General features: G+C 40.4%; 23 protein-coding genes and 1 tRNA gene. 13 read left to right on the forward strand and 11 right to left on the reverse strand.

The features are described 5' to 3' along the window. Window positions 1–372 precede the first annotated feature (372 nt). Window positions 373–975, reverse strand: a complete 603-nt coding sequence (locus tag UYK_RS0111895; RefSeq protein ID WP_235182326.1) for a hypothetical protein — start codon at window positions 973–975, stop codon at window positions 373–375. Between the two features lie 132 nt (window positions 976–1,107). Between UYK_RS0111895 and UYK_RS0111900 the strand changes: the two genes are divergently transcribed. The 4 genes from UYK_RS0111900 (at window position 1,108) to UYK_RS0111920 (ending at window position 7,300) form a co-directional block, all read left to right on the forward strand. Then, a complete protein-coding gene (locus UYK_RS0111900; RefSeq protein ID WP_016871465.1) occupies window positions 1,108–1,764 on the forward strand; it encodes a pseudouridine synthase in 657 nt (218 codons plus the stop codon). Window positions 1,765–1,925: 161 nt separating this feature from the next. Beyond that, window positions 1,926–3,605 (forward strand): sensor histidine kinase, encoded by a 1,680-nt coding sequence (locus UYK_RS0111905; RefSeq protein ID WP_009459100.1) that lies wholly within the window; start codon window positions 1,926–1,928, stop codon window positions 3,603–3,605. 318 nt (window positions 3,606–3,923) lie between these two features. Next, window positions 3,924–5,969: a serine/threonine phosphatase gene (locus UYK_RS0111910; RefSeq protein WP_016871466.1), complete on the forward strand. Its 2,046-nt coding sequence runs from the start codon at window positions 3,924–3,926 to the stop codon at window positions 5,967–5,969. A gap of 116 nt (window positions 5,970–6,085) precedes the next feature. Then, the gene (locus UYK_RS0111920) at window positions 6,086–7,300 is read left to right on the forward strand and encodes an FHA domain-containing serine/threonine-protein kinase (RefSeq protein ID WP_009459096.1); all 1,215 of its coding nucleotides are present in this window, start codon (window positions 6,086–6,088) and stop codon (window positions 7,298–7,300) included. Between the two features lie 64 nt (window positions 7,301–7,364). On the opposite strand, the gene UYK_RS0111925 is transcribed toward UYK_RS0111920, so the two are convergent. The 3 genes from UYK_RS0111925 to UYK_RS0111935 form a co-directional block, all read right to left on the reverse strand. Continuing rightward, a complete protein-coding gene (locus UYK_RS0111925) occupies window positions 7,365–7,583 on the reverse strand; it encodes a DUF4327 family protein (protein ID WP_009459095.1) in 219 nt (72 codons plus the stop codon). Window positions 7,584–8,359: 776 nt separating this feature from the next. Further along, window positions 8,360–9,307, reverse strand: a complete 948-nt coding sequence (locus UYK_RS0111930) for an NAD-dependent epimerase/dehydratase family protein (RefSeq protein WP_009459094.1) — start codon at window positions 9,305–9,307, stop codon at window positions 8,360–8,362. A 305-nt stretch (window positions 9,308–9,612) separates the two neighbouring features. Beyond that, window positions 9,613–10,989, reverse strand: coding sequence for a serine hydrolase (locus UYK_RS0111935; protein WP_009459093.1), 1,377 nt, complete (start codon window positions 10,987–10,989; stop codon window positions 9,613–9,615). Window positions 10,990–11,699: 710 nt separating this feature from the next. Here UYK_RS0111935 and remA point away from each other — a divergent pair. After that, window positions 11,700–11,966 (forward strand): extracellular matrix/biofilm regulator RemA, encoded by a 267-nt coding sequence (gene remA / locus UYK_RS0111940; RefSeq protein ID WP_009459091.1) that lies wholly within the window; start codon window positions 11,700–11,702, stop codon window positions 11,964–11,966. 208 nt (window positions 11,967–12,174) lie between these two features. Continuing rightward, complete coding sequence (gene gmk / locus UYK_RS0111945; protein WP_009459089.1) at window positions 12,175–12,774, forward strand: guanylate kinase; 600 nt, start codon at window positions 12,175–12,177, stop codon at window positions 12,772–12,774. A gap of 201 nt (window positions 12,775–12,975) precedes the next feature. Here the strand turns inward: gmk and UYK_RS0111950 are convergent, their stop codons facing one another. The 3 genes from UYK_RS0111950 to UYK_RS0111955 all read right to left on the reverse strand — a co-directional run bounded on the left by UYK_RS0111950 (window position 12,976) and on the right by UYK_RS0111955 (window position 14,602). Further along, a complete protein-coding gene (locus tag UYK_RS0111950; RefSeq protein WP_009459087.1) occupies window positions 12,976–13,494 on the reverse strand; it encodes a photosystem I reaction center protein subunit XI in 519 nt (172 codons plus the stop codon). Between the two features lie 435 nt (window positions 13,495–13,929). Then, entirely contained in the window at window positions 13,930–14,067 is a 138-nt protein-coding gene (psaJ, locus tag UYK_RS25035) for a photosystem I reaction center subunit IX (RefSeq protein ID WP_009459082.1), read from the reverse strand. Between the two features lie 37 nt (window positions 14,068–14,104). Beyond that, window positions 14,105–14,602, reverse strand: coding sequence for a photosystem I reaction center protein PsaF subunit III (locus UYK_RS0111955; protein WP_009459081.1), 498 nt, complete (start codon window positions 14,600–14,602; stop codon window positions 14,105–14,107). A gap of 487 nt (window positions 14,603–15,089) precedes the next feature. On the opposite strand from UYK_RS0111955, the gene tsaD reads away from it, so the two are divergent. Beyond that, window positions 15,090–16,133 carry a tRNA (adenosine(37)-N6)-threonylcarbamoyltransferase complex transferase subunit TsaD gene (tsaD, locus tag UYK_RS0111960; protein WP_009459080.1) on the forward strand — a complete coding sequence of 348 codons (1,044 nt, stop codon included), beginning with the start codon at window positions 15,090–15,092 and terminating at the stop codon, window positions 16,131–16,133. A 63-nt stretch (window positions 16,134–16,196) separates the two neighbouring features. Here tsaD and UYK_RS0111965 read toward each other — a convergent pair whose 3' ends face one another. Further along, the gene (locus UYK_RS0111965; RefSeq protein WP_009459079.1) at window positions 16,197–17,129 is read right to left on the reverse strand and encodes an alpha/beta fold hydrolase; all 933 of its coding nucleotides are present in this window, start codon (window positions 17,127–17,129) and stop codon (window positions 16,197–16,199) included. A gap of 89 nt (window positions 17,130–17,218) precedes the next feature. Beyond that, window positions 17,219–17,938, reverse strand: coding sequence for a hypothetical protein (locus UYK_RS0111970; protein ID WP_009459076.1), 720 nt, complete (start codon window positions 17,936–17,938; stop codon window positions 17,219–17,221). 296 nt (window positions 17,939–18,234) lie between these two features. Here UYK_RS0111970 and UYK_RS0111975 point away from each other — a divergent pair, with 296 nt between their 5' ends. The 6 genes from UYK_RS0111975 to UYK_RS0112000 all read left to right on the forward strand — a co-directional run bounded on the left by UYK_RS0111975 (window position 18,235) and on the right by UYK_RS0112000 (window position 23,728). Further along, complete coding sequence (locus UYK_RS0111975; RefSeq protein WP_009459074.1) at window positions 18,235–18,780, forward strand: GNAT family N-acetyltransferase; 546 nt, start codon at window positions 18,235–18,237, stop codon at window positions 18,778–18,780. Between the two features lie 275 nt (window positions 18,781–19,055). Continuing rightward, window positions 19,056–19,129, forward strand: a tRNA-Pro gene (locus tag UYK_RS0111980). Window positions 19,130–19,959: 830 nt separating this feature from the next. Then, complete coding sequence (locus UYK_RS0111985) at window positions 19,960–20,787, forward strand: Tic22 family protein (protein ID WP_009459072.1); 828 nt, start codon at window positions 19,960–19,962, stop codon at window positions 20,785–20,787. Window positions 20,788–21,079: 292 nt separating this feature from the next. Beyond that, on the forward strand, window positions 21,080–21,994 hold the full coding sequence (prmC, locus tag UYK_RS0111990) for a peptide chain release factor N(5)-glutamine methyltransferase (RefSeq protein WP_009459071.1): 915 nt from the start codon (window positions 21,080–21,082) through the stop codon (window positions 21,992–21,994). A gap of 162 nt (window positions 21,995–22,156) precedes the next feature. Next, window positions 22,157–22,744, forward strand: a complete 588-nt coding sequence (locus UYK_RS0111995) for an L-threonylcarbamoyladenylate synthase (RefSeq protein WP_009459070.1) — start codon at window positions 22,157–22,159, stop codon at window positions 22,742–22,744. A gap of 90 nt (window positions 22,745–22,834) precedes the next feature. After that, on the forward strand, window positions 22,835–23,728 hold the full coding sequence (locus UYK_RS0112000; protein ID WP_016871468.1) for a sensor histidine kinase: 894 nt from the start codon (window positions 22,835–22,837) through the stop codon (window positions 23,726–23,728). Between the two features lie 168 nt (window positions 23,729–23,896). Here the strand turns inward: UYK_RS0112000 and UYK_RS0112005 are convergent, their stop codons facing one another. Together UYK_RS0112005 and UYK_RS0112010 are read right to left on the reverse strand one after the other, a co-directional pair. After that, window positions 23,897–24,358 (reverse strand): GNAT family N-acetyltransferase, encoded by a 462-nt coding sequence (locus UYK_RS0112005; RefSeq protein WP_016871469.1) that lies wholly within the window; start codon window positions 24,356–24,358, stop codon window positions 23,897–23,899. A gap of 101 nt (window positions 24,359–24,459) precedes the next feature. Further along, window positions 24,460–24,861 carry a hypothetical protein gene (locus tag UYK_RS0112010; RefSeq protein WP_009459063.1) on the reverse strand — a complete coding sequence of 134 codons (402 nt, stop codon included), beginning with the start codon at window positions 24,859–24,861 and terminating at the stop codon, window positions 24,460–24,462. Window positions 24,862–24,923: the final 62 nt, after the last annotated feature.

Consider the following 24,923-nt stretch of genomic DNA (forward strand, 5'->3'; position numbering starts at 1 on the left):
ATATTATTTACATAACAGGAGCCGTTCTAGGCAGATCTAGAACGGCTTGTTCGTTTATTTTTATTACAGTGTTACTTTTGGGAAGTATAATCACTCCTAGCGTTGAGTCAGAAATAGGAATGAGTTCTAAGCCAAAAGCTTGAGCTTTTATCTTCAGGTTCTGAAGAGGTGACAAAAAAGTTATAGAGCAGACTGGATAAGAGTCATAGCCCGTAGACCTTGCTGAAAATAGGGTAAATCAGTGCTATCAACCGTTGACCATCAGCATAGGTAGATTCGAGATTATACCCCCCAGTCTTACAATCTTTAAACATCGCTTTAATGCCACTTCGCAACTTAAATGCTGTAATTGCATCTGCAAGACTATCAAGGTTATATTCCCAAAGATTGTAAGCGTTGGTGTGATTGGTTTTCTTGCCGAATATAAGTACCTTTTTTTTGACACAATACAAAGTCAATACCCTTGCTATGTAGCCAGTTTGCCAGTTTTATACTGTGGAATTCTCTATCCCCCAGTACCAGCATTTGATATTCCTTAAATAACTGTAACAGTGGACGAATTAATTTTTTCTGTTCTCCCAAATTACTACATCCTCTTTTGGGTAACAATAGCCAGTACACAGGTATTGCTCTTTTTTGCTCTATTAAACTGATTACAAATACATTTTGTGAACGCCATTGTGTTCTATCAATGGCAAATATCAATCGTTTATTTCCTGCTTTGAAGCTATTTTTTACCCATCTTTTGATGAGGGGAAACCACAGATATGGAATTGACGACTGAGGTAATAGTAAGAATCTTTGAATACTTTGTCGCCGACTTTCAAATCTTATCGGTTGTGGAAATACTGTTGCTAGTTTCTCAATTGTCACAGTTTTATGAAATTGCAATAGCATCAGCAAAATTTCTAGCATCTTGTACTGCGCTGGTGTCCGTACATAATGAGCGCAGTTTTGGTAGAATTTAGGTAACATTATCATTTGATAGGTCTTGTTGAGAATACCTGACCTATCTTTTTTTACCCCAAAACGGTCACACTCCTCTATTTTCTTTGCTTCAGCCGCTTTGTCACAAAATACTTGGGCCCGCTCCGCCCCCTCAATAATATGACAAATCATTATCGATATATTTTGTTTTATAAACCCTATGGAGTTTTGTGCCAATTTACTCAAGATACTCCAACTCGTAGCACTTTAAAAGATTATATTTCGATTCCAGATGTGTATCCGGTGGGTCGTTTGGACTGGGATAGTGAAGGTTTATTGTTGTTGACAAATCACGGACAACTCAAACATCGACTCTGTGATCCTCGGTTTGGACATGAGCGAACTTACTGGGTACAGGTGGAACGCATTCCTGATGTTGCGGCTCTAGAAAAATTAGAAACAGGTGTAATAATTCAGGATTACCATACTCGACCAGCTAAAGTGAGGCTGTTGTCAGCAGAATCAATTTTACCTGAGCGGGATCCGCCAATTCGATTTCGTAAGAATGTACCGACAACATGGCTGGAGATGGTTTTGACAGAGGGAAAAAATCGGCAAGTACGGAGAATGACGGCGGCTGTGGGATTTCCGACTTTACGACTAGTGCGAGTGGCGATCGCTGACTTACACTTAGATAATCTCAAACCAGGCCAATGGCGTGATTTGACGCCACAGGAAATAAAGTCACTACACAACTTAACTTTTTCAAATCGCTCCTCAAGAAAACAAAAGGGATTACAAACAAAGGCATTTCCGATGAAACAATTTCACCACTAACTTATGAAAAAAACTTTTTCCTGTTAAGAGTTCCCTGTATTCTTCTTAATATAAGTTTTTATTAGATTTTTTTCACAGAAATTACGCTATAAGCAGTATAATACTCTTTTCTTTTTGACCTCCTTAGTTAACATCAGCGCTTGGGTGCAAGCTTAAGTTCTATGAGCCTTAATCAGCCATCTAGCTGGCATCACGCTTGCCAACAACAAAATGATATGGTTTCTGCAACACCTGTACGCTTGGAACTTGTACCAGAAAGAGCCTCCGAAGTCGAAAATTGCACAGCAGAATCCTGGCGTCGTACCCAAGAAGAACTGTTATGGTATCGCAAATTGTATGAAAATACACCTTGTGTGTACTTAACAATCAATAAAAATGGAGTAATATTATCTGTCAATAAATTTGGTGCTACTAGTCTTGGCTATTCTCCAGAAGAATTGGTACAACAGTCTATTCTGAATTTATTTGTTCAATCAGAACAGCACAGGCTATCTCATGCATTGAGAAAGCTATTTGAGGATGCACGAGAAAACGAAATTGTCAATCTTGAACTGCGCTTAAACTGCCCTACCAGTCAAATGAAATGGGTAAAAGTAGTGGTAAGGGTACTGCATCCTGAAAAGGAAAATCCATTGATTTCAATGGTTTTTGAAGACATAACTGCTCATAAGCTTTCGGAAGATGCCTTGCGAGAAAGTGAACAGCGCTTTCACACTATGGCCAATACTGCACCTGTGATGTTGTGGATGGCTGACTCCAAAGGATTGTGTAATTTTTTTAACCAGTTATGGTTAGAATTTACTGGACGTAATCAGGAACAAGAGCAAGGTTTGGGTTGGCTGGAAGGAATACATCCCGAAGATAAAAATTTCTGTACACAAACCTACGAAACCGCCTTCAATATACGTACGAAGTTTCAAATAGAATATCGCTTCAAGCGTGCTGATGGAGAATATCGTTGGATTTTAAATACTGGCGTCCCTCGATTTACTCCCAGTGGAAACTTTGCTGGTTATATTGGTTCAGCTATAGATATCACTGAGCGAAAATTAGCGGAAGTTGCTCTTAAAGAAAGCCAAAAAGCGACACAAGCACAATTAGAAGAATTAGAAAATCTCAATCGCCTCAAAGATGAATTTCTCAGTACGGTTTCTCATGAACTACGCACACCACTCACCAACATGAAAATGGCGATACAAATGCTAGGAATTGCACTTAATCAAGAGCAAAACTTGCTCTTAGAAATGGCAAAACCCCATGCACAAAGATCAAAAGTGGCTCGTTATTTCCAAATTTTAAATAATGAATGTGATCGAGAAATCAATCTAATTAATAACTTTTTAGATTTACAGCGTCTGGATACAACTGCCAAACCTCTAGTATTAGAAACTATTCAAGTACAAGAATGGTTAGAAAGAGTAGTGGAATTATTTCAAGCACGCAACCGCAACAGTTCTTTACACAATTTACAGCTGAGGATAGCTGATAATCTTCCCAGTTTCATTTGCGATCAATTTAGCTTGGAGCGTATTTTAATAGAACTGTTGACAAATGCTTGTAAATTTAGTCCTCCAGGTGCAGAAATTATTATTACTGCTCAGTCAAAAGCTAATTTCATGCAAATTCAAGTCAGTAATGATGGTGCAGAAATCCCTATATCTGAATTGCCACGCATTTTTGAAAAATTCTACCGTATTCCCAGCAACGATCCTTGGAAACAGGGAGGTACAGGATTAGGGTTAGCATTGGTACAAAAGCTTATCAAATACATGGGGGGAACTATTAAAGTAGAAAGTGGGTCAAATCTTACTTGTTTTACTATTCAACTTCCATTGGTATAAAACCTCGGGCATGGGGCATAGGACAATATCAGTATCTAAATTACCAATTACCCATTACCCATTACTTATTACCAAATTTAAAGAAATGTGTTGTAATATGCTGCTTAAGATTATTTTAATGGCAAGTTATTGTGAGGAGTCAACTTGCCGAGATATCAAAATGTTTGGCTAAGATGCGTAAAAATTAAGACTGCCACAAAAACTCACATGTAAAACTACAATCATTTGTAGGTCTACTATAGGCAGGGGCTGCCGATTGTGGCACTTTGAGCGTAGTAGCCACAAGCACCTTGGAGCGGGAATTAAGGAACTTCCACAATGCTGATTTGCCCTCAGTGTAAATTTGAAAACCCCATTTCCAACAAATTCTGTCAAAAATGTGGGGCGTCCCTGACCCACAAGTTCTGTCCACAATGTGATACCCAAGTGCCTGTGGATGCACAACAGTGTCATAACTGCGGTGCTGAATGTGGCAGAGTTTGGTGGGCAATTATTACCAAGGTAGGAGATTTAGAAGTAACAGAAAGAGATTTTAATGAATCAGAGAAGGAGATAGGCGGTAGCGAGGAGAGTGGGAGTGACTCCACATCACCACCTCAGGTAGTCTCTGTTTCTGCTTCTACCTTATCTCTTCTGCCAGAATATCCCTACTTAGACCAGCAAAAGCGCTATCAGCTGCTAGAACCATTACCAAACTTGGGAGACGTAGCGCCTCATACTCAAGTGTATGTGAGAGTTTTAGATTGTCTGCCTTACCAGGTTTCTCCTTTGGAAGCAATGATTGCTAACCAGTATCAGGGACTAGTAACGCCTGCGATGGAGGCTAGTGGTGTTCCTGTTTCTGCTAAAGCATATGTTGCTTTAGCAGCTTATACTCATCAAGGTATACCGCCTATTCACGATGCATGGCAGAACGAAAACATACAGGTAGTACTCATTGAAGACCGTTCTGATTGGAAGTACTTGCTAGATTTATGGCGCGATGAGTCAACCAGTTGTCTACAAATGATCAACTGCTTCTATCAGATGACACAACTTTGGGCGCTGCTAGAACCCCTAAATTGTTGTCACAGTCTTTTGGATTTATCGAATCTGCGGTTAGATGAAGACCAAGCAGTAGCGTTACAAATGTTATATGGGCCAACGTTTCAGCAAAGCAGTACTAGCAACATGCTGACTCATGAAGAAAATAACACACCTGAACAAATTGAAAATGTCTTAAATATTCAAGCTTTGGCCCAAGTTTGGCACAAGCTTTTTAGAGAGTCTCAGCGTACACAATTTGGTTCTTTGTTACAACTTTTGACAGATTTGGAAGCAGGTAAGATTGATAATTTGTTACATTTACAGTCTGGTTTGCAGGCGATCGCTACAGAATTGCAACCAACCTCCAGTTTCGATGACTCAGATGTGACTGCAACAGTCGATTTAGCTACCAATTCACCGACAATTTTGCAATTAGGTGAGCCGCAAGAAGACAATGTCTCAAAAAATGATGATATGCCGACGGTAGTCCTACCAATGCAGCTAATCAGCTTAGAACACGCCGGACTTACCGATGTTGGGCGTCAACGACATCATAACGAAGACTACTTTGGTATTGATAGCAAAATAACTAGGCTGGAATTGCCCACTAGCCGCAATGTCCAAGCCCGTGCTTTGTATATTCTTTGTGATGGTATGGGTGGACATGCTGGTGGGGAAGTAGCCAGTGCCTTGGCTGTAAACACCGTGCAACAATACTTTCAAACTCATTGGGTCGATAATAAATTACCTACAGAAGAACAAATCCGTGAAGCAGTAGGACAAGCAAACCAAGCAATTTACAAAATTAATCAACAAGATGCCCGATCTGGTGTTGGGCGTATGGGTACGACTTTGGTGATGCTGTTAATTCAAGATACTCAAGCAGCCGTAGCCCATGTAGGTGATAGTCGGCTTTATCGTCTGACTCGCAAGGGGGGCTTAGAACAAATAACAGTAGATCATGAAGTTGGTCAACGAGAAATCTCGCGAGGAGTAGAGCCTAGTGTGGCATATACCCGACCAGATGCATACCAACTCACACAAGCCCTTGGTCCCCGTGATGAACACTCAATTTCTGCCGATGTGCAATTTTTGGATATTGCGGAAGATACCCTGTTTATCTTAGCATCAGACGGTTTATCAGATAATGATCTACTAGAAACTCGCTATTCAACTCATTTACTTCCCCTGCTAGGTTCCGGTGCTAACCTGGAAACTGGCGTCAGGGATTTAATTGATTTGGCAAACGATTACAATGGTCATGACAACATCACCATTGTATTGATTAGGGCAAAAGTACGCCCAAATTTAGATAGTCAAAATATGGTTAATGGTTAGTGGATGTTTGTTCTTTGGTGTTTGTTGTTTGGAGAACCTACCAACAATCAACTACCAACTACCAACAATCGACAATCAACAACCAACAATTCCCATTCCCTTAGTTACTTTGTAATGTGGTTATTCTGACCCTGTTAGAACCGCAACAAAAAACGCCCCTCCAGGAGTGGCATTTTGAAAACGAGTCCGTGATTCGGATTGGTCGTTCGGCGGATAATCATGTTGTTTTAACCGATACTCTTGTATCGCGACACCATCTTGAACTCAGACAAATCAGTTCTGGTTATGATGGCGGTTCCTGGCAGGTGATTAGTAAAGGTACGAATGGTACTTTTGTTAATGGTGTGCTGGTAACTCAAAGTCCTGTACCAAATGATTCGCTGTTGCAATTGGCGCGGGGAGGGCCAATCCTCAAGTTTCACATCCAGCAGACAAGGGTGCAAAACAGACCTACACACTCGCTTAGTAATTGTACCCACGAAGGAAACTCCCCCAACAATCTGTTTTGTATCCATTGTGGTCAACCGCTGACTGTCCTCAAAACCATTCGCGATTATCACGTTTTGCGGACACTGGGACAGGGAGGTATGGGTACAACTTATCTAGCCTGGGATGAAACTGGAAAAATCAGCGGACAGCCTCAGCTTTTGGTGTTAAAGCAAATGAATGCTGACATGGCAAAAATTGCTAAGGCCCGTGAGCTATTTGAAAGAGAGGCCAACACTCTCAAATCTCTTCACCATCCAGGCATTCCCAAATATTATGATTTTTTTGAGGAAGGAGGAAAAAGATATCTGGCGATGGAATTAGTTCATGGCCAGGATTTAGAAAAATTGATTTTATACAAAGGTCCTGTGACTCCATCTCAGGCGATCACTTGGATGATCCAAACCTGCGACATCTTAGACTATTTGCATAGCCAAGAACCTCCGCTAATTCACCGCGATATAAAACCTGCAAATTTGATGGTGCGGAATTCAAATAATGGCATAGTTGTGTTAGATTTTGGCGCAGTGAAAGAAATTGTTGGTACTGCACCAGGTACTCGAATTGGTGCAGAAGGTTATTGCGCCCCTGAACAGGAACGGGGACAACCTCTCACCCAATCTGATTTATATGCCATTGGTCCAACACTCATCTATCTGCTCAGTGGTGAAAATCCTTTCAAGTTTTACCGTCAGCAAGGGCGAAGCTTTCGGTTTGATTTGACAAAAGTCCCCACTATTACCCCTAAACTGGCAGAAGTAATTAATCGTGTTACACAACCATTGCCACGCGATCGCTACCAAACAGCTAGGGACTTAGCTCTAGCCTTGGCTGCTTGTGAATAGTAAAGAGTAGGTTGTTGATTGTTGATAGTTAGTTGTTATTCCCAACAACAAACAACTCTCGTGCTTACTCTTCGTCCCAAGCCTCTACTGCTAATAAATCACTAACAGGGTCTTGCATATTAAATCCAAAATCCAATAATTCTTTTTTCCAATACTGCCATTCATTACCGAACAGCAGAGCGATTTTCCAGATACTATCAGTTGGCTTGATAATGTTTGAGTCTACGAGTGATTGCACATTACGCTGCAATTTCACCATTGGGTGAATTACTTGCTGAATCATAACCTCGATTGAATTTCAATTCAGATTTGGTTTGGTAAATGCTTAGTCAAAACCGCTTTCCATTTCGGAGCCATTGTCTATCCGTAGAGTTTAGTACTTTGGTAAAGCTAGTCTTAGCTTCTTCAATATATCATAACTAACTCTACTGAGTTGCTAGCAAATTCGGTTTTGTACGGTAATCACCACTAAAAAAGTTTAATTGTGACTACCAACCTTTGCAGACACTTATATCAATAAACTCCACTTCTTCCCAGCATAGATAATATAGCAGGGAAACAATAGTACGATCTTATTCGTTTTTTCATCAACATGTGTGCATTATTTGACAAACCCATTGAAACAAGGGCTTAACGGTAGATTTTTGAGTAACAGCAAAATTTACAGGATTGAGACATCTACCATTTCCAGGAAATTGTTATATAGAATATCGTAATCCTTTGGAGTTGGAGAATGTAAATTTCAATTTTTATAAAAATTTAATGTTTTTCTTAGAAACCAAATCAAAAGAAAACAGAAAATTAAGTAGCCGTAATGAACTATGTACACCAAAAGGGATGAAAATTCTTTGTGTCTTGGAGTCTTAGTGGTTCAGGAAGATTTTTTCATCCCAAAGGCGTACTCTAGCTTGAAAATAAGGCAACTATGCTGAGGGCAGTCTCGATGAAAAAATTTCACACTCATGCATAAAAAACCTCTCTAGGCATCTACGCCAGTCGCTTATAGGGAACCCCCTGCGTAAGAGTCGCTGACTCACCATCTGCCTTCTGCCTTATTTTTTAATAAAATGATTGTATCCATTGCCATTCTTGTTTTAAGCCGTCATATAGAGAAACTTGTGGCTGATATCCTAAAACCTTTCGTGCTTTTGACACATCTGCCGCAGTATGACGGGCATCTCCCATTGCTTTTTCTACATGGTTCTTCTTGATGGGATGTCCAACTATTTCTTCCATTGTCTGCAAAACTTCTGCTAAAACCACTCTACTACCACCGCCAATATTAAATATCTCCCCTACAGCTTCTAGTACGGTAGCGGCAGCTAAATTAGCTGCAACAGCATCACTGACAAAAGTAAAGTCTCGGGTTTGCTGTCCATCTCCGTAAATGGGAATTGCTTGATCTGTTAAAACTGCTTTAAAAAACTTATGAAACGCCATGTCAGGGCGCTGTCTCGGGCCATAAACAGTGAAATAGCGCAAAGATACAAATGGCACACCAAAATTTTTGTGATAAAGTCCACATAAACGCTCAGCTGCAAGCTTGGTAATTCCGTAAGGGGAAACAGGCTTGGGACAAATTTCTTCATGGGTAGGTAAAGTTTCAGCATCACCATAGACACTGGAAGTAGAAGCGAATACCAATCTTTTGAGAGAGGGAGTATCTTTTGCTGCTTCTAATAAAACTTGAGTACTGTTAATATTTCTTTCAGTGTAGGCACGAAACCCTTCTCCCCAACTAGTCCTTACTCCCGCCTGCGCTGCCTGATGATAAATTACATCAACATTTTTTAGAAGTGTTTTCCAGTCTAGAAACTGAATATTTCCTTCTACTAATGTAAAGCGGGGATGATTTTGCAAATGTGCAATATTCTTACGCTTGATTGTGGGGTTATAGTAATCATTAAATTCATCAATGCCGATTACCTCTTCTCCTCTTTTCAACAATGCTTCTACAAGATGAGAGCCAATAAAACCTGCTGCTCCGGTAACTATACTTTTAGCCATAGTGTCCTATTTTTGGATATTTTTTAACTGGATATTCACAGGTTAATGCTTATAAGGTATTAACTGCCATTACTTAATTACTTATATTAAATATTACTTTGTTGTCTTCCTCTACCTTTTAGCCTCTGGCTTAAAAGTCACCTTACCCCGGCTACGCCACCCCTCTGGTGGACCCGCACAGAAGGGAACTCAGGGCCCCACTCACCCAAGGGAGTGGGGATTACGGGTGTTGTGAGGTTTTTTATGCTTGGTGGTGAAATCTTTTCATCGGGACTGTCTGTGTCTGCCTTTGTTTGGTCAAGACTTTAATTCACATCAGGTAGATTGGAAAGTGCTACAGGCTTAGATTCTGGTTTAGTATCACGAGCAGTCATACGTTTGTAGACAAGACGAGAGATTTGGGGAAAGATGTCTACGCTATTGGCGTATGCAGGACTTTGACCAAAAATGGCTAAAATATAGGTTGTTTTATCATCTTCTGTGGAAACCATGGCCATTTCTGCACGGGAGCGAGAAGTCCAACCAGCCTTAGAATGAAAACTAACGTTATTTTTAGATAAAGACTGACCTAAAAAACCTCTTACAGGATTGAAAGCATACAAATCCGGATCTTGCCAAGCTTTCGGATTTAAATCCCTTTCTAGCCAGTTGCACATTTTTTGACTAGCTTCTTGAGAAACAGCTGTTTTCAGGTAACAAATTTCGTACATGAGTCTGGCTGCTTGTCTGCTTGTAATCCGATTCGGATTCCAAACGGGCCTACTCAACATTTGCAACTCACTACCTCTAGGTTCTGGAAGATTGAGGTAATAAAGTGGAAATGTTTTTTGGCTCACATTAATCCGTTTATAGCCAGCTTCCCGGAAAAATCTATTTACTTGTTCACGTTTATTTTTCAAACCTTTAAATTTTTCGCTCTTGAGTCTAGGTTGAGAACGTGTAGCAGTAATTTGATCAACAATATAGCTCGCAGCCTCATTATCAGACTCCTGAATCATCTTGGCGATATAAGGAGTAAAATCATTTTCATTTTTCCAAATCCCACTCTCAATTTGGGAATATAAAACCGTCATCCAGAATGTTTTCACTACACTAGCAGGATATCTGGGTGTGTCTTGCTGATATCCTGCTGTCTGGCCTGTTTTTGCATCTATCAATGTAATTGATAAAGGTTTTTTCGGCAGACCTTCAGCAGCAGTTAGCTTCACAACTTCATTAACGATTTTTTGCAACTCTTGGCTGTATTTAAAATCTGGAGGTGTTTCAAGATTGTAGGCAACTTCTGTATTTTCTTTTCCTGGAAGACGAGAAGGAATAGGCATTCCTTTAGCGATCGCCCAATTAGGACGTGGTGGCGGAGTAGTGCGTAATTTTAATTTTTTTTGAGCAGATGATGTTGCAGGAACTAGTACAGAGTCTGGTACATTTGTACGTAATTTTAATGTTTTTTGAGTAGATGATTTGGCAGCAAGCAAAATACCGCCTGGTGTGGCAGCATTCAGTGAATTTAATGGTTGTGCAGCAGATGTTCTTGCAGACTGTGTAGTCACGTACTTAGCCATCAAGGCAGCTGCCAGCACAAATGGAATAGTCATTCTTACGGTTGCAGTATTGAATCTGGCAATGAAGCTTTGTGCTGAGATTTGCTGAGATGAAACCTTGGATTGAGGCGATTTCTGCATATTTATTTTTGGCTTGTGTATGGATATAGTTTGCAACTTCTAGTTACAACAACAAGCGTAATTATATTACCAAAAATATGCAGTATAAAACAATTCAGATTCGATTGTCTGTAACAGTAAATTGTATGAAATTACAATGTCTGATTCATATTGATTACAAATTTTAATAACGTGCTACCTTACGCAAAAATGAGGTTAAGAGACTAAAATTGTCACAGCATAAGGAACAGAAGATTTCACGCTTAATTTATTAGAGTAAATCTGATGGATAAATGTTTATCAAAATCTGGTTTGATTAATTGTTGTTAGTGACTGCATTCATGATAGTCTTGTATCAAACAGACAAATTTATCTTTTTCAATCTTTGATATTGATTACGTGGTAGCGAAAATAAAGATACTATCTAAAATTAGCTAAACCAAGGAAAACACACGCTTTTTTGAGTTTGGGTTTTTAATTTTGTGTAGCACTCTTAACACCTATATTTTAATCCCTAGATACAGATACAGCTACTACCTGTATTTTAATAATTGTGCCTATATCTCGAGGCAGATATTTAGTTATTTGATATAAAAAATTGCTAAAAAAGCATTTCTTTTTAAAAAACACCGCTTGGGGTGAAATAAAGCGTTGTAACTGCTATTTTTTGGGGATAACATGGGAAATAGTTCTAATTAGGCTTCTCACACCACATTTGGTGTTAGTTTTTTATGGACATTCAGCTAATCAACATCGGTTTTGGCAATATTGTGTCCGCTAACCGAGTAGTTGCCATTGTCAGTCCAGAATCTGCCCCTATTAAGCGAATCATTACGGATGCACGCGATCGAGGTCAACTTATTGATGCAACCTACGGTCGCCGTACCAGGGCTGTAATTATTACCGATTCCAGCCATGTTATCCTCTCGGCGATTCAACCGGAAACGGTTGCGAATCGTTTTGTGGTTTCCCGTGAGCATCAGGCGGTAGATAACTAAATCAGGAGTTGATGAAAATTCTTACTCCTATTTGCGCCATATCAGCAGTAACATGTGAAATAGACAAATTTTCTGTCACTCATACTACAAAATTCTGTTAGTCACAGAAAATCGGTGGCAAAGGGAATAGGTAATATGTAATAGGTGTTCTTACCAATTACCAATTACCAATAAATAATGTCTATTAATTAATTCACAGGTTGAGCGGATGATGCAAGTTTTATCCATCCAGAGTGGTGCTACTACCAAAGATTGTCCATCTTCTGGCAAGCTAATTGTCTTAACCGGGCCCAGTGGTGTCGGAAAAGGCACTTTAATGCGATCGCTCCTGGCGCGTCATCCAGAGCTTTATTATTCGGTATCCGCAACTACTCGTTCTCCTCGTCCAGGAGAAATCGACGGCAAAGATTATTACTTTATTAGCCGTAGTAAATTTGAACAATTGGTGGCAGCTGGTGAATTTTTAGAATGGGCAGAATTTGCTGGCAACTATTACGGTACTCCCCGTGAACCAGTCATCAACCAAATTTGTTCTGGCAAATTGGTTTTACTAGAAATAGAGTTAGAAGGAGCTAGACAAATACGCCGTTCCTTTCCCGAAGCACTGAGTATTTTTATCTTGCCACCTTCATTCAGCGAGTTAGAAAAACGGATACGTACTCGCGGACAAGACTCCGAAGAAGCGATCGCTCGTCGTCTACGCCGCGCCCAAGATGAGATCAATGCTGCTGATGAATTTGATATTCAAATCGTTAATGACGATTTTGAAACAACCCTCAAATCTATAGAAGCAACTTTGTTTGGATAGTTCAGCACCCTTAAAAAACCCCTATTATTTGCCCAAAAAGCGACAAAGGGCACAAAGCAAGACTTACTAAGCCTTTTCTTTGTGTCCTTTGTATTTTGTTAGTAGTTAATAGTTAGTAGATAGTAGTTAGTAGGTAATAGGTAATTGGTAATTGTTATTAGCCATCAACCACTAACCACTAACCATTAACAAACACGCATATTAACCAAAGAAACCTTGAATCAATCCGAAATTGGCAGTTAAGAAGTAAGCTGTAACAGCACCACCAATACCGCCAATTAAGAAAGCACTGCCGAAGTTACTCCAACCTTCTTTAGTGTGGAAAGCATCAGAAGGATGAGGTGCAGTCACGCTAGCAACTGGTTCGGGAGGATTGCTATTAGCATACAAAGATAGGGCTATTGTCAAAATCACGAGTAAGCCAATAGTTGATAACAAACCAGCTAAGTCAGCATTCACAGTATTCCGCAGGGGACCCAATTTGGCAAAGGGACCAAAAATCCAGTAACCATGAGCCATGCCAACTTCCAGTCCTCTTCTAAAAGGAGTTATACCTGGACGATAGGCAGGCAAGTTGTTAATGAACCACTTGGTTAAGGCAGAAGAATTAATAGGTGTTTCTAAGTTGCCAATTTGCGGATCACGTGTTGCTGGAAAAACTACTTCCCGATTTCTAGGATCGCTAGGAAGATTTTTTGATGCATCTACTGCTTGCGCCATATTTTAATTTCGCCTCTCAACAGTAAGGTGGCAATATTTTATATTAATAATAATTGTCTTTTAATGACATTTTTGAAAACTAAAGTTTAGAAAAATTAATTTACTTTCCTACTACCTAAAAATACCTGATTATTTAGCTTTGAGCTTGTTGAAGATTTATATTTATCAACCATAAAGGGCACAAAGAAGTTAACGGGTATTTTTAATTTTTGATAACACAAAGAATCATGTTGTTATCAACATTTAAAGGTTAAAATACTCTTTTTATAATATTTAGCAGCGAGTAGTTACTATTTATTTATTATTTACTCAAGCTAACTACTGTACGGGCGAAGCATCTGTACAATAAAATTTTCGCTTTAGCGAGAAATATAAATAATACAAATGCTTCGCTCCTACTAACCAAACCCTTCAAAAACTAAAACCCGTTATTTCTTACGGCAACGGGTGGAAAAGTAGATCGGGGAAAAAGCGGTTAAATTCAATCAAAATGCCTGCTGTAATGAACAGCCATATTGTAGTGATTACAGGTGCTGTACTAAGAAACTTAAAGAAAGGGCTTTGATTATCCATGAATTAATCTCCGAAGTAGTCAATGAATCAAGCAATACTAGCGTGGTGAAATGGGAATTTCTTCATCCTTGGCTGTTAATTCACCAGAAAGCAATTCTTTGATTGCTGCTGCTGGCCAAGCAAAGCCGGATAGCATGATTGGCAATGCCAAGGGAACATCGATTTGAATTTCCTTCTGTTCTACGTCGCCTCCTTGCTTTTTGATTGTTTGCAGGTAAGCACGACCAACCCAGCCAATCCAACCAGCAATATACAAAAAGAGGATGCTGGGAATTAAAAAGTCACCAGCGCGGTCTAAACGACCATCCACAATTAAGTGAGGTAAACCCTCAGGACCACAATACGCCTGAGAATAACGCTCAAATCGCTTTTGCCCAGACTGGGGGTCAGCGGTGGTGTTGCGAGCAACTTGTGCACGCTGAGCAAAGGCAGAAGATTCACTACAAGGTACAAGGTCAGCTCCCAGCGCATTAGCGGCAGGAGCAAAGTTAAACCAAAGACAAATCGCTAAAATCAAAGCAAACAAGCGTCGCATGGAATTGTTTCCTTTCATTACGAAACAAAATCTTAATATTGTACAAAACGAAGCGGCTTGTACAATTTTGATTTGCACAACTATTACGTCAGTATAGTTTCATAGAATAAAGGTGAATACTAAAATTACCTTTATTTTATGTTTTTGGGAATCACACCCAATGGCTGAACTAAAACAACCTTTGTCGAAAAAGGATGTGATCAATTTTCGACTAATTTATGTAGAAGCATGTTCACTTTTGATGACCAGCAGAAATTTAATATTTCTTATCTGGTCTTTTGTGAAATTGTGGAGTTTAAATCCACAATCAAAGTAGGATAAACAAAACTTTTGACAGATATTAATCTGACAAAATTTCTGATTTTTCCTGTTATTTTAGTGGGTTTTGAGTCTATGGCAATCATACTCTTGCCTGTGAACCGAGTAAAGTTGAAGTAAATAAAAGTTAAAGTTTCTCAAACTAGTCTTTATTAAGCATAACCCAGTAATGGCAAGCGTTTTAGCGATAGAAACCAGCTGTGATGAAACTGCTGTAGCAATTGTTAACAATCGTCAAGTAATAAGTAATATTGTTACGTCGCAAATTCCTGTCCACAGTCAATATGGCGGCGTAGTGCCAGAAGTGGCGTCTAGACAGCACTTAGAAGTCATTAATATAGCGATCGCCCAAGCTTTGGAACAAGCCCGGCTAGATTGGCAAGGGATAGATGGTATCGCCGCCACCTGCGCGCCTGGGCTGGTGGGAGCGTTACTAGTTGGGTTAACTGCTGCCAAAACCCTGGCAATGGTACACAACAAACCATTTTTGGGTGTTCATCACCTAGAAGGTCACATTTACGCTAATTACCTCAGCGAACCCAGCCTCAAGCCTCCTTTTTTAAGCTTACTAGTTTCCGGTGGACATACAAGCTTGATCTACGTCAAAGATTGTGGTGTATACGAAACTCTGGGCGAAACTCGTGATGATGCTGCTGGCGAAGCCTTTGATAAAGTCGCCCGTCTTTTGAAGTTAGGATATCCTGGGGGGCCAATCATAGATAAGTTAGCACAACAAGGAAATTCCCAAGCCTTTAGCCTGCCAGAAGGGAAAGTTTCTTTACCGAATGGTGGCTATCATCCCTACGATGCGAGTTTTAGTGGCTTAAAAACAGCTGTGCTACGTCTGGTGCAGCAATTTGAGAAACAAGAGCAACCAGTACCAATAAAAGATATTGCAGCAAGTTTCCAAGATACCGTGGCGCGATCGCTCACAAAAAGAGCAATAGCTTGTGCGATCGACTATGGTCTACATACAATTGCTGTGGGTGGTGGTGTTGCAGCTAACAGTGGATTGAGAAAGCACTTACAATCCGCAGCCACAGAATATAATCTCAGGGTTTTGTTTCCTCCTCTTAAATATTGCACTGACAACGCCGCGATGATTGCTTGCGCCGCCTCTGACCATTTAAGCCGGGGTCATACCTCACCTTTAACTCTCGGCGTTCACTCTCGCCTCGGATTGACACAGGTGATGGAGTTGTATGAGGGATAGGGTATTAAGGATCGGGCATTGGTGTTTATTTTCTGCCGTGTCTTCCTTGTTTTCCTTATCCTCCTAATCTCCAACCTTTATTTCTGAGTGTTTAAAAACAATTGAGCGGATATGGTCAGCAACCGCGTCTGGTTTCTCTAACATAGCTAGATGACCACAGCCAGGAATTTCGATCACATTGTTACCACTGTATTGGAACAACGGATGAAAACTTGCTAAATGACGGACATACTTAGGTTCCATGACCTTATCTTGAGCGCCTGCAATGAAATAGATTGGCTGTTTCAGTTGGGCGACTAACTGTGGTAAACGGTTGATTTCATCCTCAGTTGTGGAATCTAGCAGTGTTCCTAAAGCTGCTTCTGGGTCTGCGTTGATGAAATCAACGATCCGCTGGCGCGCCCAGTAGCGTTCTAGGGGACGCACCACACTCGCTCTACTAAATAGCAAATCAATTAAAGGTACTTGACTAAGCCATCGCGGACGAATTTGTAAAAACCGTTGACCTGCAAGGCGAAATTGCTCAAAGGCTTCTTTGAGATAAATACCGCCACCAGAGTTAATACAGATGACTCCCCGAATGCGCTCAGGCTTCTGAGCAGTTCCCCAGAGAGCGATCGTACCTCCCAAGGAATGACCAACAAGCCAGGCACTGGTAATATTTAGCTGTTCCAACAGAGCAGTTAAATCCTGTGCATAGGCAGCTGGTGTGTAAAGAGACTCAAAAGGATTGGCAAAGTCACTGCGCTGGATAGAACTCAGTTCAAAAGAAACTCCCTGATGAATAAAATCAGTATATTTATTGGGCTGGGATTGGCCAAAACCCCTTAAATCATAAGACAGACACTGAAAATCACCGGACAAGCGAGAAATTACAGGTTGCCAGTAGCCACGACTATTGAGCCAACCGTGAACGAATACCAAAGTATGGGGATAGGACGTGGGAGCTGTTAGTTCGTATGCGTGTGGAACGCCCAAGATTTCGATGGTAGCCATATTTCTATCGTACTCCGAACAGTGGGTACGACAGCACAAGAATAAAGGACGAAAGATTGAACTTAACACTTCACACTTCATCCTTCATTTCATTTGCCCAACAACCTCTGTCGCATCCCTTCAGCAATTTTGTGACCTAAGTATTCTGGAATTAGACTTTCATTTGGCCCTAGCAAATAGAGAATCAAGCGTGTACGTCCACGCCATACTAACAAGTTGGCATTGACTACCAAAAGGTCTTCCTGCCAAATGGCATACATTACTTTATAAAATAATCCCGGTTGGTTGTCAGCCTCTATGACTAAAGCAGGAAGATGAAAAACTGGATCGACGTAAAATTCAGTTTGTACCTGCTCTAAACCAGCATCAAGATTGAATTCTACTGCCAGCATTTCTTCTACTTCAAACCGCCCTGCTAAAGCTTCTCGAACCGCGCGACAGACATTTTCGGAAGTTTTCTCGCTCAAGGCTTTACTACCACGGGAAACTAGTAGTTTGATAAATACCAGCATTGGTGGTCGAATCTGACCGTATAAACTTAAACCGTGAATTGTTAGCCCATAAGCTGCAAGTACACCAAATATATCGCTGAGCAAAAACGATTGGTTACGGTAAGCAAAATGCAAAGCACTTTTGCTACCTTCCGGCTTCAGTTCAATAACTGCGCGCCTGCTTTTATAGAGGCGGTAGGCCAAGCGTAAATTTTGCAGTTGAATTTCACTGCTGACAAATTGCTCATAAAACTCAGGAAATGCGCGATTAAAGCGTTTTAGGAGTTCCAGTGTTGAAGATTTTAAACCAGAAGCCATTGTTGGAGGTAAGCCTTGCTTGCTGTGATCAAATCTAAAGCTTTCGTACGTTTTGTGTGCTATTTAGTTTTAAGTTGCCGTCCTTTTGGTTAATTTTTCCTAGCCTTACTACAAAATGCTAAAGTTGAAAATGATTGATGTGAAGTAAACGATTACTGAGAACTGTCATTGGAACTCTCGACTATGCCAAAAACAACGGATGTGAGAGATACTTAGACATAACTGACTCAGATAAGCGTTAATAAACACTCTTTCATTAGAAACCAATTCAGTTATACTACCCGAACCACGCTGGCATGGGTTTTTGGAAAACTTGGTTTAGTGCTTCTGAACCGATCGCAACAACTAAAACTACTTCCTTTGAAGAGCACACAGTGGACAGCGCTGGTAATTCCAGTGGCGTCAGCGAAGCTTCTACCCAGGAGACTCGCATTGTTTTTAGTACGGAAAGAGATATTGATTTATATGAACTGGAAGAACTATGTGATGCGGTTGGTTGGTCGCGTCGCCCTTTAAGAAAAGTTAAAAAAGCTATTGAGCATAGTTTTCTCGTTGCTTCAATGTGGCAAGTGCGAGGTAATAAAAGGCGACTCATTGGTTTTGCCCGTGCTACCTCGGATCATGCTTTTAATGCCACGATTTGGGATGTGGTAGTTCATCCAGATTTTCAAGGTAAAGGGCTGGGTAAAGCACTGATGAAATATGTTCTCAAAAAACTGAGGAGTGAAGAAATCAGTAATGTAACTCTTTTTGCTGATCCCCATGTTGTAGACTTCTACCGAAGCTTGGGTTTTATGTCAGATCCAGAAGGCATTAAAGGTATGTTCTGGTATCCTCAGTAAGCAGCAAATGTATTTAATTAGCCCAATTAATGAACATATATTTTTGCTAGAAGATACCGTAATAGCAGTATAGGTATAAATACAGTTAAATTCCTAACCTAGCTGCTTTGCTCCTTGCTTGGCGCTATACCCCTATTTCTTGACATATAAACGACTTCCTTGTAGATTTATCCTTGTTTGCGTATAGTCATAAGATGTAGAATAAAAGAGTCTACGCTTTTATGTATTTATATTTTGTGTAAACGTTCCCAACTGTGATAAGATATTGGAATTAACGGGATGTAGCGCAGCTTGGTAGCGCGCCTGCTTTGGGAGCAGGATGCCGCAGGTTCAAATCCTGTCATCCCGACTTCAAAAATTTAGTTATGTAATCCTAGATCATTGAATTGGTCTAGGGTTTTTTATTCTGGAAAAAGTCGGGGGTCTGGACTGTCTTCACAACTCCTACACGATTGCTAGAAACAGTAATCTAACAAGAATGTAACTGCTCACTAATATGCGTAAGAAATGGAAGAGATTTTTTCTAATCAAGAGAAATATACGCAAGTCTATAGTAATTATTGATTCAGATAGATAGTTCTATCAAGTAGATAGTGTCGCAATTCACAATCTATCTGTGATTTATCACTTATAGATTCAGTTGGTTAAATAATTATTGTTTTATATTTAGACCAAGTTATATGCAGCTTTTCATTTTCTCATAAATAAATAAAAATTGACTATATTTTAATCTTAGATATTTTCATAAAAGTTTTGGTAATTATATTTGCACTTTAATTACCGATTATTGCGGAAAAATAAAACTTTGTAATTTTGCTGCCAGCTTAGTTTTGAGGTATAAAAGACAAATTCAATTTATAGGAGGATATGTGTAGATTAAGGCAATCATGTCATGGAGGAGATGGAACGAATGACTGGCATATGGCGTCAACTATGGCATAGTAAAGGCAATAAAATGGCATTTGTCGCCTTCACAAGCGGGAGAGTTTTCACCGTCTGAAAGCAACATATAGCAGGCATCTATCTACGTTACTTTGCTGTCAATCTCTATGGGAAATTGACGAACAAACCACTGCACAATCCACTAGTAGAACAGGTACCATAACAGAAACTAGTTGGTTCTGTGCGACTATAACAATTTGTTTGACTTGATAAAAAATATTGATGCTAGGAGAAGTCATGAAATCATTGGTTCGCTGGGGTACAACATTAGGTTTAGTGGGGAGTACTCTGCTGGCAACAGTTTTTAGCGGAAATGCCCCAGTACTAGCATTACCAGACCAACAAATAACAGAAAAACTGAATGAAGTACCTGTTTTTCTCATCACTAATCCTCAAGGTGTACCCCTAACTCGTACTCTGCCTCCTGCCCAAAATGGACAAAAAAGTACTACGGTGGCAGATGTATTTATGAACGGACAAGAAGCGCAGAACTTTTTAGAGCAACTGCGGAAACAAAAAGACCCGAAACTTGTAGAAATGGTGAAAACCCTGCAAGTAAAACCTGTGCCAATGGGAGTCGTTTATCAAAAGCTCCGAGAAGATAGGAATAAACCAGACCGCGTCTTGTTTGCCCTTCAACCCGGACAGCAAGATCTTCAAGGAGCGATTACACTACTACGCCAAAAAGGTCAAGAGGTCAAAGGTTTAATTGTACCCGTGTTTATTGTTCAATCAGCAGATAAGGGCTATGTTTCAGTCAAACGGAAGTCTAATAATCAAGAAATTGTGCCTTTGTTTTTGAGTCAAAAAGACGCCCAAGGTTTGTTGAACCAGGTCAAGAAAGATATTCCCAAAGCGGAAATCCAGGTAGTTGATATTGAAGGTGTCATCCAAACGTTGCAGCAAAAAAACGATGAGTGGTTGAAGCAAGTTACTTTAGTACCTTCTTCAGAAAGCTTAGAATATATCAGCAAGCAGCCAAGGACTAATGCGCCTAACACAGTTGCGACACCAAATCTCAAGCCCAATAATGCTGTCACACCACCCACTCAACCGAAAAAATAACTAGCTTTATCAGTTATCGAGATTTTGGGTCTAAAACCCCGTCCTAGTAGTCGCCATAGGGCATTGGGAGACTCTAAACGGACGTGGAGAGACTGTAAGACTACCTAGTAGCAAGTTTCTGTGAAGCGTCAAGGAATCCTCGCTCCTTTGGGACGAGGAGGTATGTCAACAAACTGATATCTCCCCACACATTTTATGTGTGGGATTCCTTTTACAAATTTGAGACTGTTCACTCTTCAACGATTTGAGTCATTGAAATTAGCTAATAACTGCTAACTGCTAACTGATAATCATGGCGGAGCAACAGCCCAAAGAAATTTCTGGTTTGCAACTCTGGCAATGGCGTCAAGCGGCGATCGCTGCGGCGATCGCTGCTGATGTATCACCTACCGAGGTAGACTGGCTATTACAAGAAATAGCTGGATTAGATCGTTTGGCGCTACGCTTGGAATCGTTTAAAGACTGGGCACAAATTCAGTTACAGTTGCCTTTAGCAGAATTAGATCTACTCTGGCAAAAACGATTAAAGGAACGCCTGCCAGTGCAGTACATTGCAGGAGTTACACCTTGGCGAAACTTCAAAATCACAGTTTCTCCTGCGGTTTTAATCCCCAGACCAGAAACAGAGTTGTTGATTGATATTGCAGTAGCAGCAATTGCCAAGAGTAAGAACGAACTGGGTCTACAACAAGGACACTGGGCAGATTTAGGAACTGGTAGTGGAGCAATCGCCATTGGGCTAGCAGATGCTTTACCAGAGGCGACAATTCATGCTGTTGATTATTCAAGCGCAGCAGTTGCGATCGCTCAAATTAATGCCCAAAATGCCAAGCTGAGCGATCGCATCAAATTTTATCAAGGCTATTGGTGGGAACCCCTGGAGTCTTTCAAAGGACGATTGAGTGGTATGGTGTCGAATCCGCCTTATATCCCTAGCAGTACCCTGTCAATCTTACAACCAGAAGTTGTCAACCATGAGCCACATTTAGCACTTGATGGTGGTGACGACGGTTTAGACTGTATTCGTTATTTGGTCGAAACTTCCCCGACTTATTTAAAATCAGGTGGAGTCTGGCTTGTAGAGATGATGGCAGGACAGGCGGATGCTGTGCAGGAGATGTTACAAAATCAAGGCAGCTACTGCGATATTGAAATTTATACTGATTTAGCTGGTATAGAACGCTTTGCCCTTGCCCAAAGATTATGAACTATAAACATAATTCATATTCATCATTCACGCCTAATGTGAATTAAAATCATGTTTTTTAAATCATAGACGCCCTTGGGGGTCTCTACGTCAATCAAAATCAATAGGGCAATTGCCAAAAAACCTTATATTCTTACGTAATTCATAATTCATAATTTTGAAATGGCACAAGTTTCCTTCGATACCCTCGTAGCTGGTGCACTGGCAGGCAAATTAATCAGTTTTCCCACAGACACCGTTCCCGCTTTGGCAAGTTTACCAGAGCAGGCTGCCTTAATTTTTCAAGCTAAACAACGCACTCAAGATAAACCATTAATTTTAATGGCAGCTAGTGCGGAGGAACTTTGGCCTTTTGTCCAAGGAAATACACAAGAGTATCAAATTTGGCAAGAAGTTGCTGACGAATATTGGCCAGGGGCGCTGACTTTAGTTTTACCAGCCTCTGCACGAGTACCAATAGCGATGAATCCTATAGATCCAACGACAATTGGTATCCGCGTTCCTGATTGTGCGATCGCTCAAAAGATATTAGCGCAAACAGGGCCTCTTGCTACCACTAGTGCTAATTTGTCAGGTCAACCACCTTTACAGACAATGGCAGAAATCACAGCTCAGTTTCCTGAAGTTCTGGCATTAGCTAGCACAGAATACGAAAGTAAAATACCAGGAAATGGAATACCCTCCACTGTTGCCAAATGGACTGGGATGAATTGGCAGATTTTACGGCAAGGAGGAGTTAAGCTGAATTAAATCAGTTATCAGTTGTCAGTGAACAGTGATCAAGCTTGTTTACTGATAACTGATAACTGATCACTGATAATGTTTATATTTGCCAAATGTATGGATTGGAGTAACTGGGCATATCTAGGAGCAGGACTATTATTAGGATTGGGTTTTAGTGGATTATTGGCACGTAAAAATAAGCCATCTAGTTCATCCCCAGTGCTACCAACAGAACAACAGGATGTAGTGAAACTCCAACAACAGATCAAACAAACGCAATTGGCGTATGAAATGGCGCGCGAAATGAGTCAGTTTAAAGCTGGGTATTTAGCACGGACTACCCATGTATTGCGATCGCCAATCAATGGTTTAATTGGTTTACAACAGCTAATTTTGGCAAATTTGTGTGAAAACCCAGAAGAAGAACGAGAGTTTATCAAACAAGCTCATGACCGGACACTCAAGCTACTGAAATTAATTGATGAAATTCTCACTGTTGCCAGATTAGAACATGGTACAAATAAACTAGACTTGCAACCGCGATCGCTCAAAGATTTGTTGCAGGAAGTTTATGATTTAACTTATATGCTGGCAGAAAATCGCAATTTCCCCTTCAAAGTTTTACTGCCAGAATCAGAATTGAAAGTGGTAGTAGATTCTCGTTGGTTCAAACAAGTATTAATCAATTTAATCGAAACTGCGATCGCTCAGATGGAGGAAGGCGGTATTTATATATCTACCCAAGCCTCTTCTCAAGATAAATTTGTTTATGTTTGGCTGGATGTGCCGAAACAAACTGTTTTACAGTCTGAACCAATAGATTTAATTTCATCTACCAATAAACTTGCTGAACCTGAGGAAGATAATATTGCTTTTGACCCAGGAATGAAGTTCTTGCTGAATCAAACTCTACTAGAAGTGATGGGAGGTAAATTAGAAATTGTTCCTCCTTTAACAACAGAACAAGCTGAAGAAATGACTAGGTTACAAGTGGCTATTCCTAGGAAGTAGGGGTGATGGGGTGATGAAGAGTATGAGGAGTATGTAGATGCGCTTTGCGCGGCTTAAGGTAAGGGTGGAGTATGAGGGGTGTGTAGACGTGCTCATAGGCTTCCCGTAAGCATGGAGTGGGGAAATAACCAATAACCACTAACTACTAATCCTTGAGTGTTGACTGATTCATGATTCCTGAAGCTGAATTTCTGCTGTTGGCACAGAACTCAAACTTGATTGATTGTAAAGCACCATTGTAGTGGTGGAATTTTTTTGAAAGCCAATTTTTTCATAGAATTGCTGCTGGCTAGTAGTCATTAAGTAGACACGTTCTACCCTTTGTAGGCGAGGATGACTCACAACTGTTTCTACTAATTTACTACCTAGTCCTTTACCACGATAGTTTGGATGAATCACAACGTCCCAAATTGTGGCACGATAAATACAGTCGGAAGTTGCCCTAGCAAAGCCGATTAGTTGTTGCCCATCCCAAATGCTAATCACAGGGTCACTGTTGGCAATGGCTACTCCTAAATCTTCGATACTCCGCCCTTTTGCCCAGAAAGCTGAAGTATTTAATAGCTGTTGGAGTTGGTAAAGGTCTATTTTTGATTTGCGATCGCTTAATTGAATCTGAGAAGAATTCATCATCGCACCAATTTAGGCAGTACCTTGGCTGAGTTTCGCTGTGGAAAAGATACAGCCTTTATGGTTCTATGGCAACTGTTTTGTAATAAATAATTCAAGGTTTACTGACAAATCCACTTCCACAGGGGATGACTAGGCCCTTGTTGGCGTATGCGAAATACCTGTTTTTTAAGACGTTCCTTGTCTTGTTGCGGTAGCCCAAATAGGATATTACGACTTTGCCAAACCAAAACAGCAACCGTCATGCCGATGCAAAAAGCTAAACCAAGGGTAGCAAATGGATGGAAATAAAGCCCATATCTGACAGCTACCCAAGTAAAATATTGTCTCCACAAAGCGATCTCTTCACGTAGACTCCACAAGCACCAAGGTGCAATAGTCAGCCACAGAAAACCAACAAACAGCCATCTCCCACATACTGTGAGATGATGTAGCTTTTGTACCTGTTTTGTCAAATTATTATCAGGGTTTTCACTGGGATATAAAGTTTCCGGTTCATCCATAGGCGAGGGAGGAGTGGGGGAGTGTGGGGAATAGTTACTAACTACTAACCACCAACAAACAA

The sequence above is a fragment of the Fischerella thermalis PCC 7521 genome, from assembly GCF_000317225.1.
Lineage (GTDB): Bacteria > Cyanobacteriota > Cyanobacteriia > Cyanobacteriales > Nostocaceae > Fischerella > Fischerella thermalis.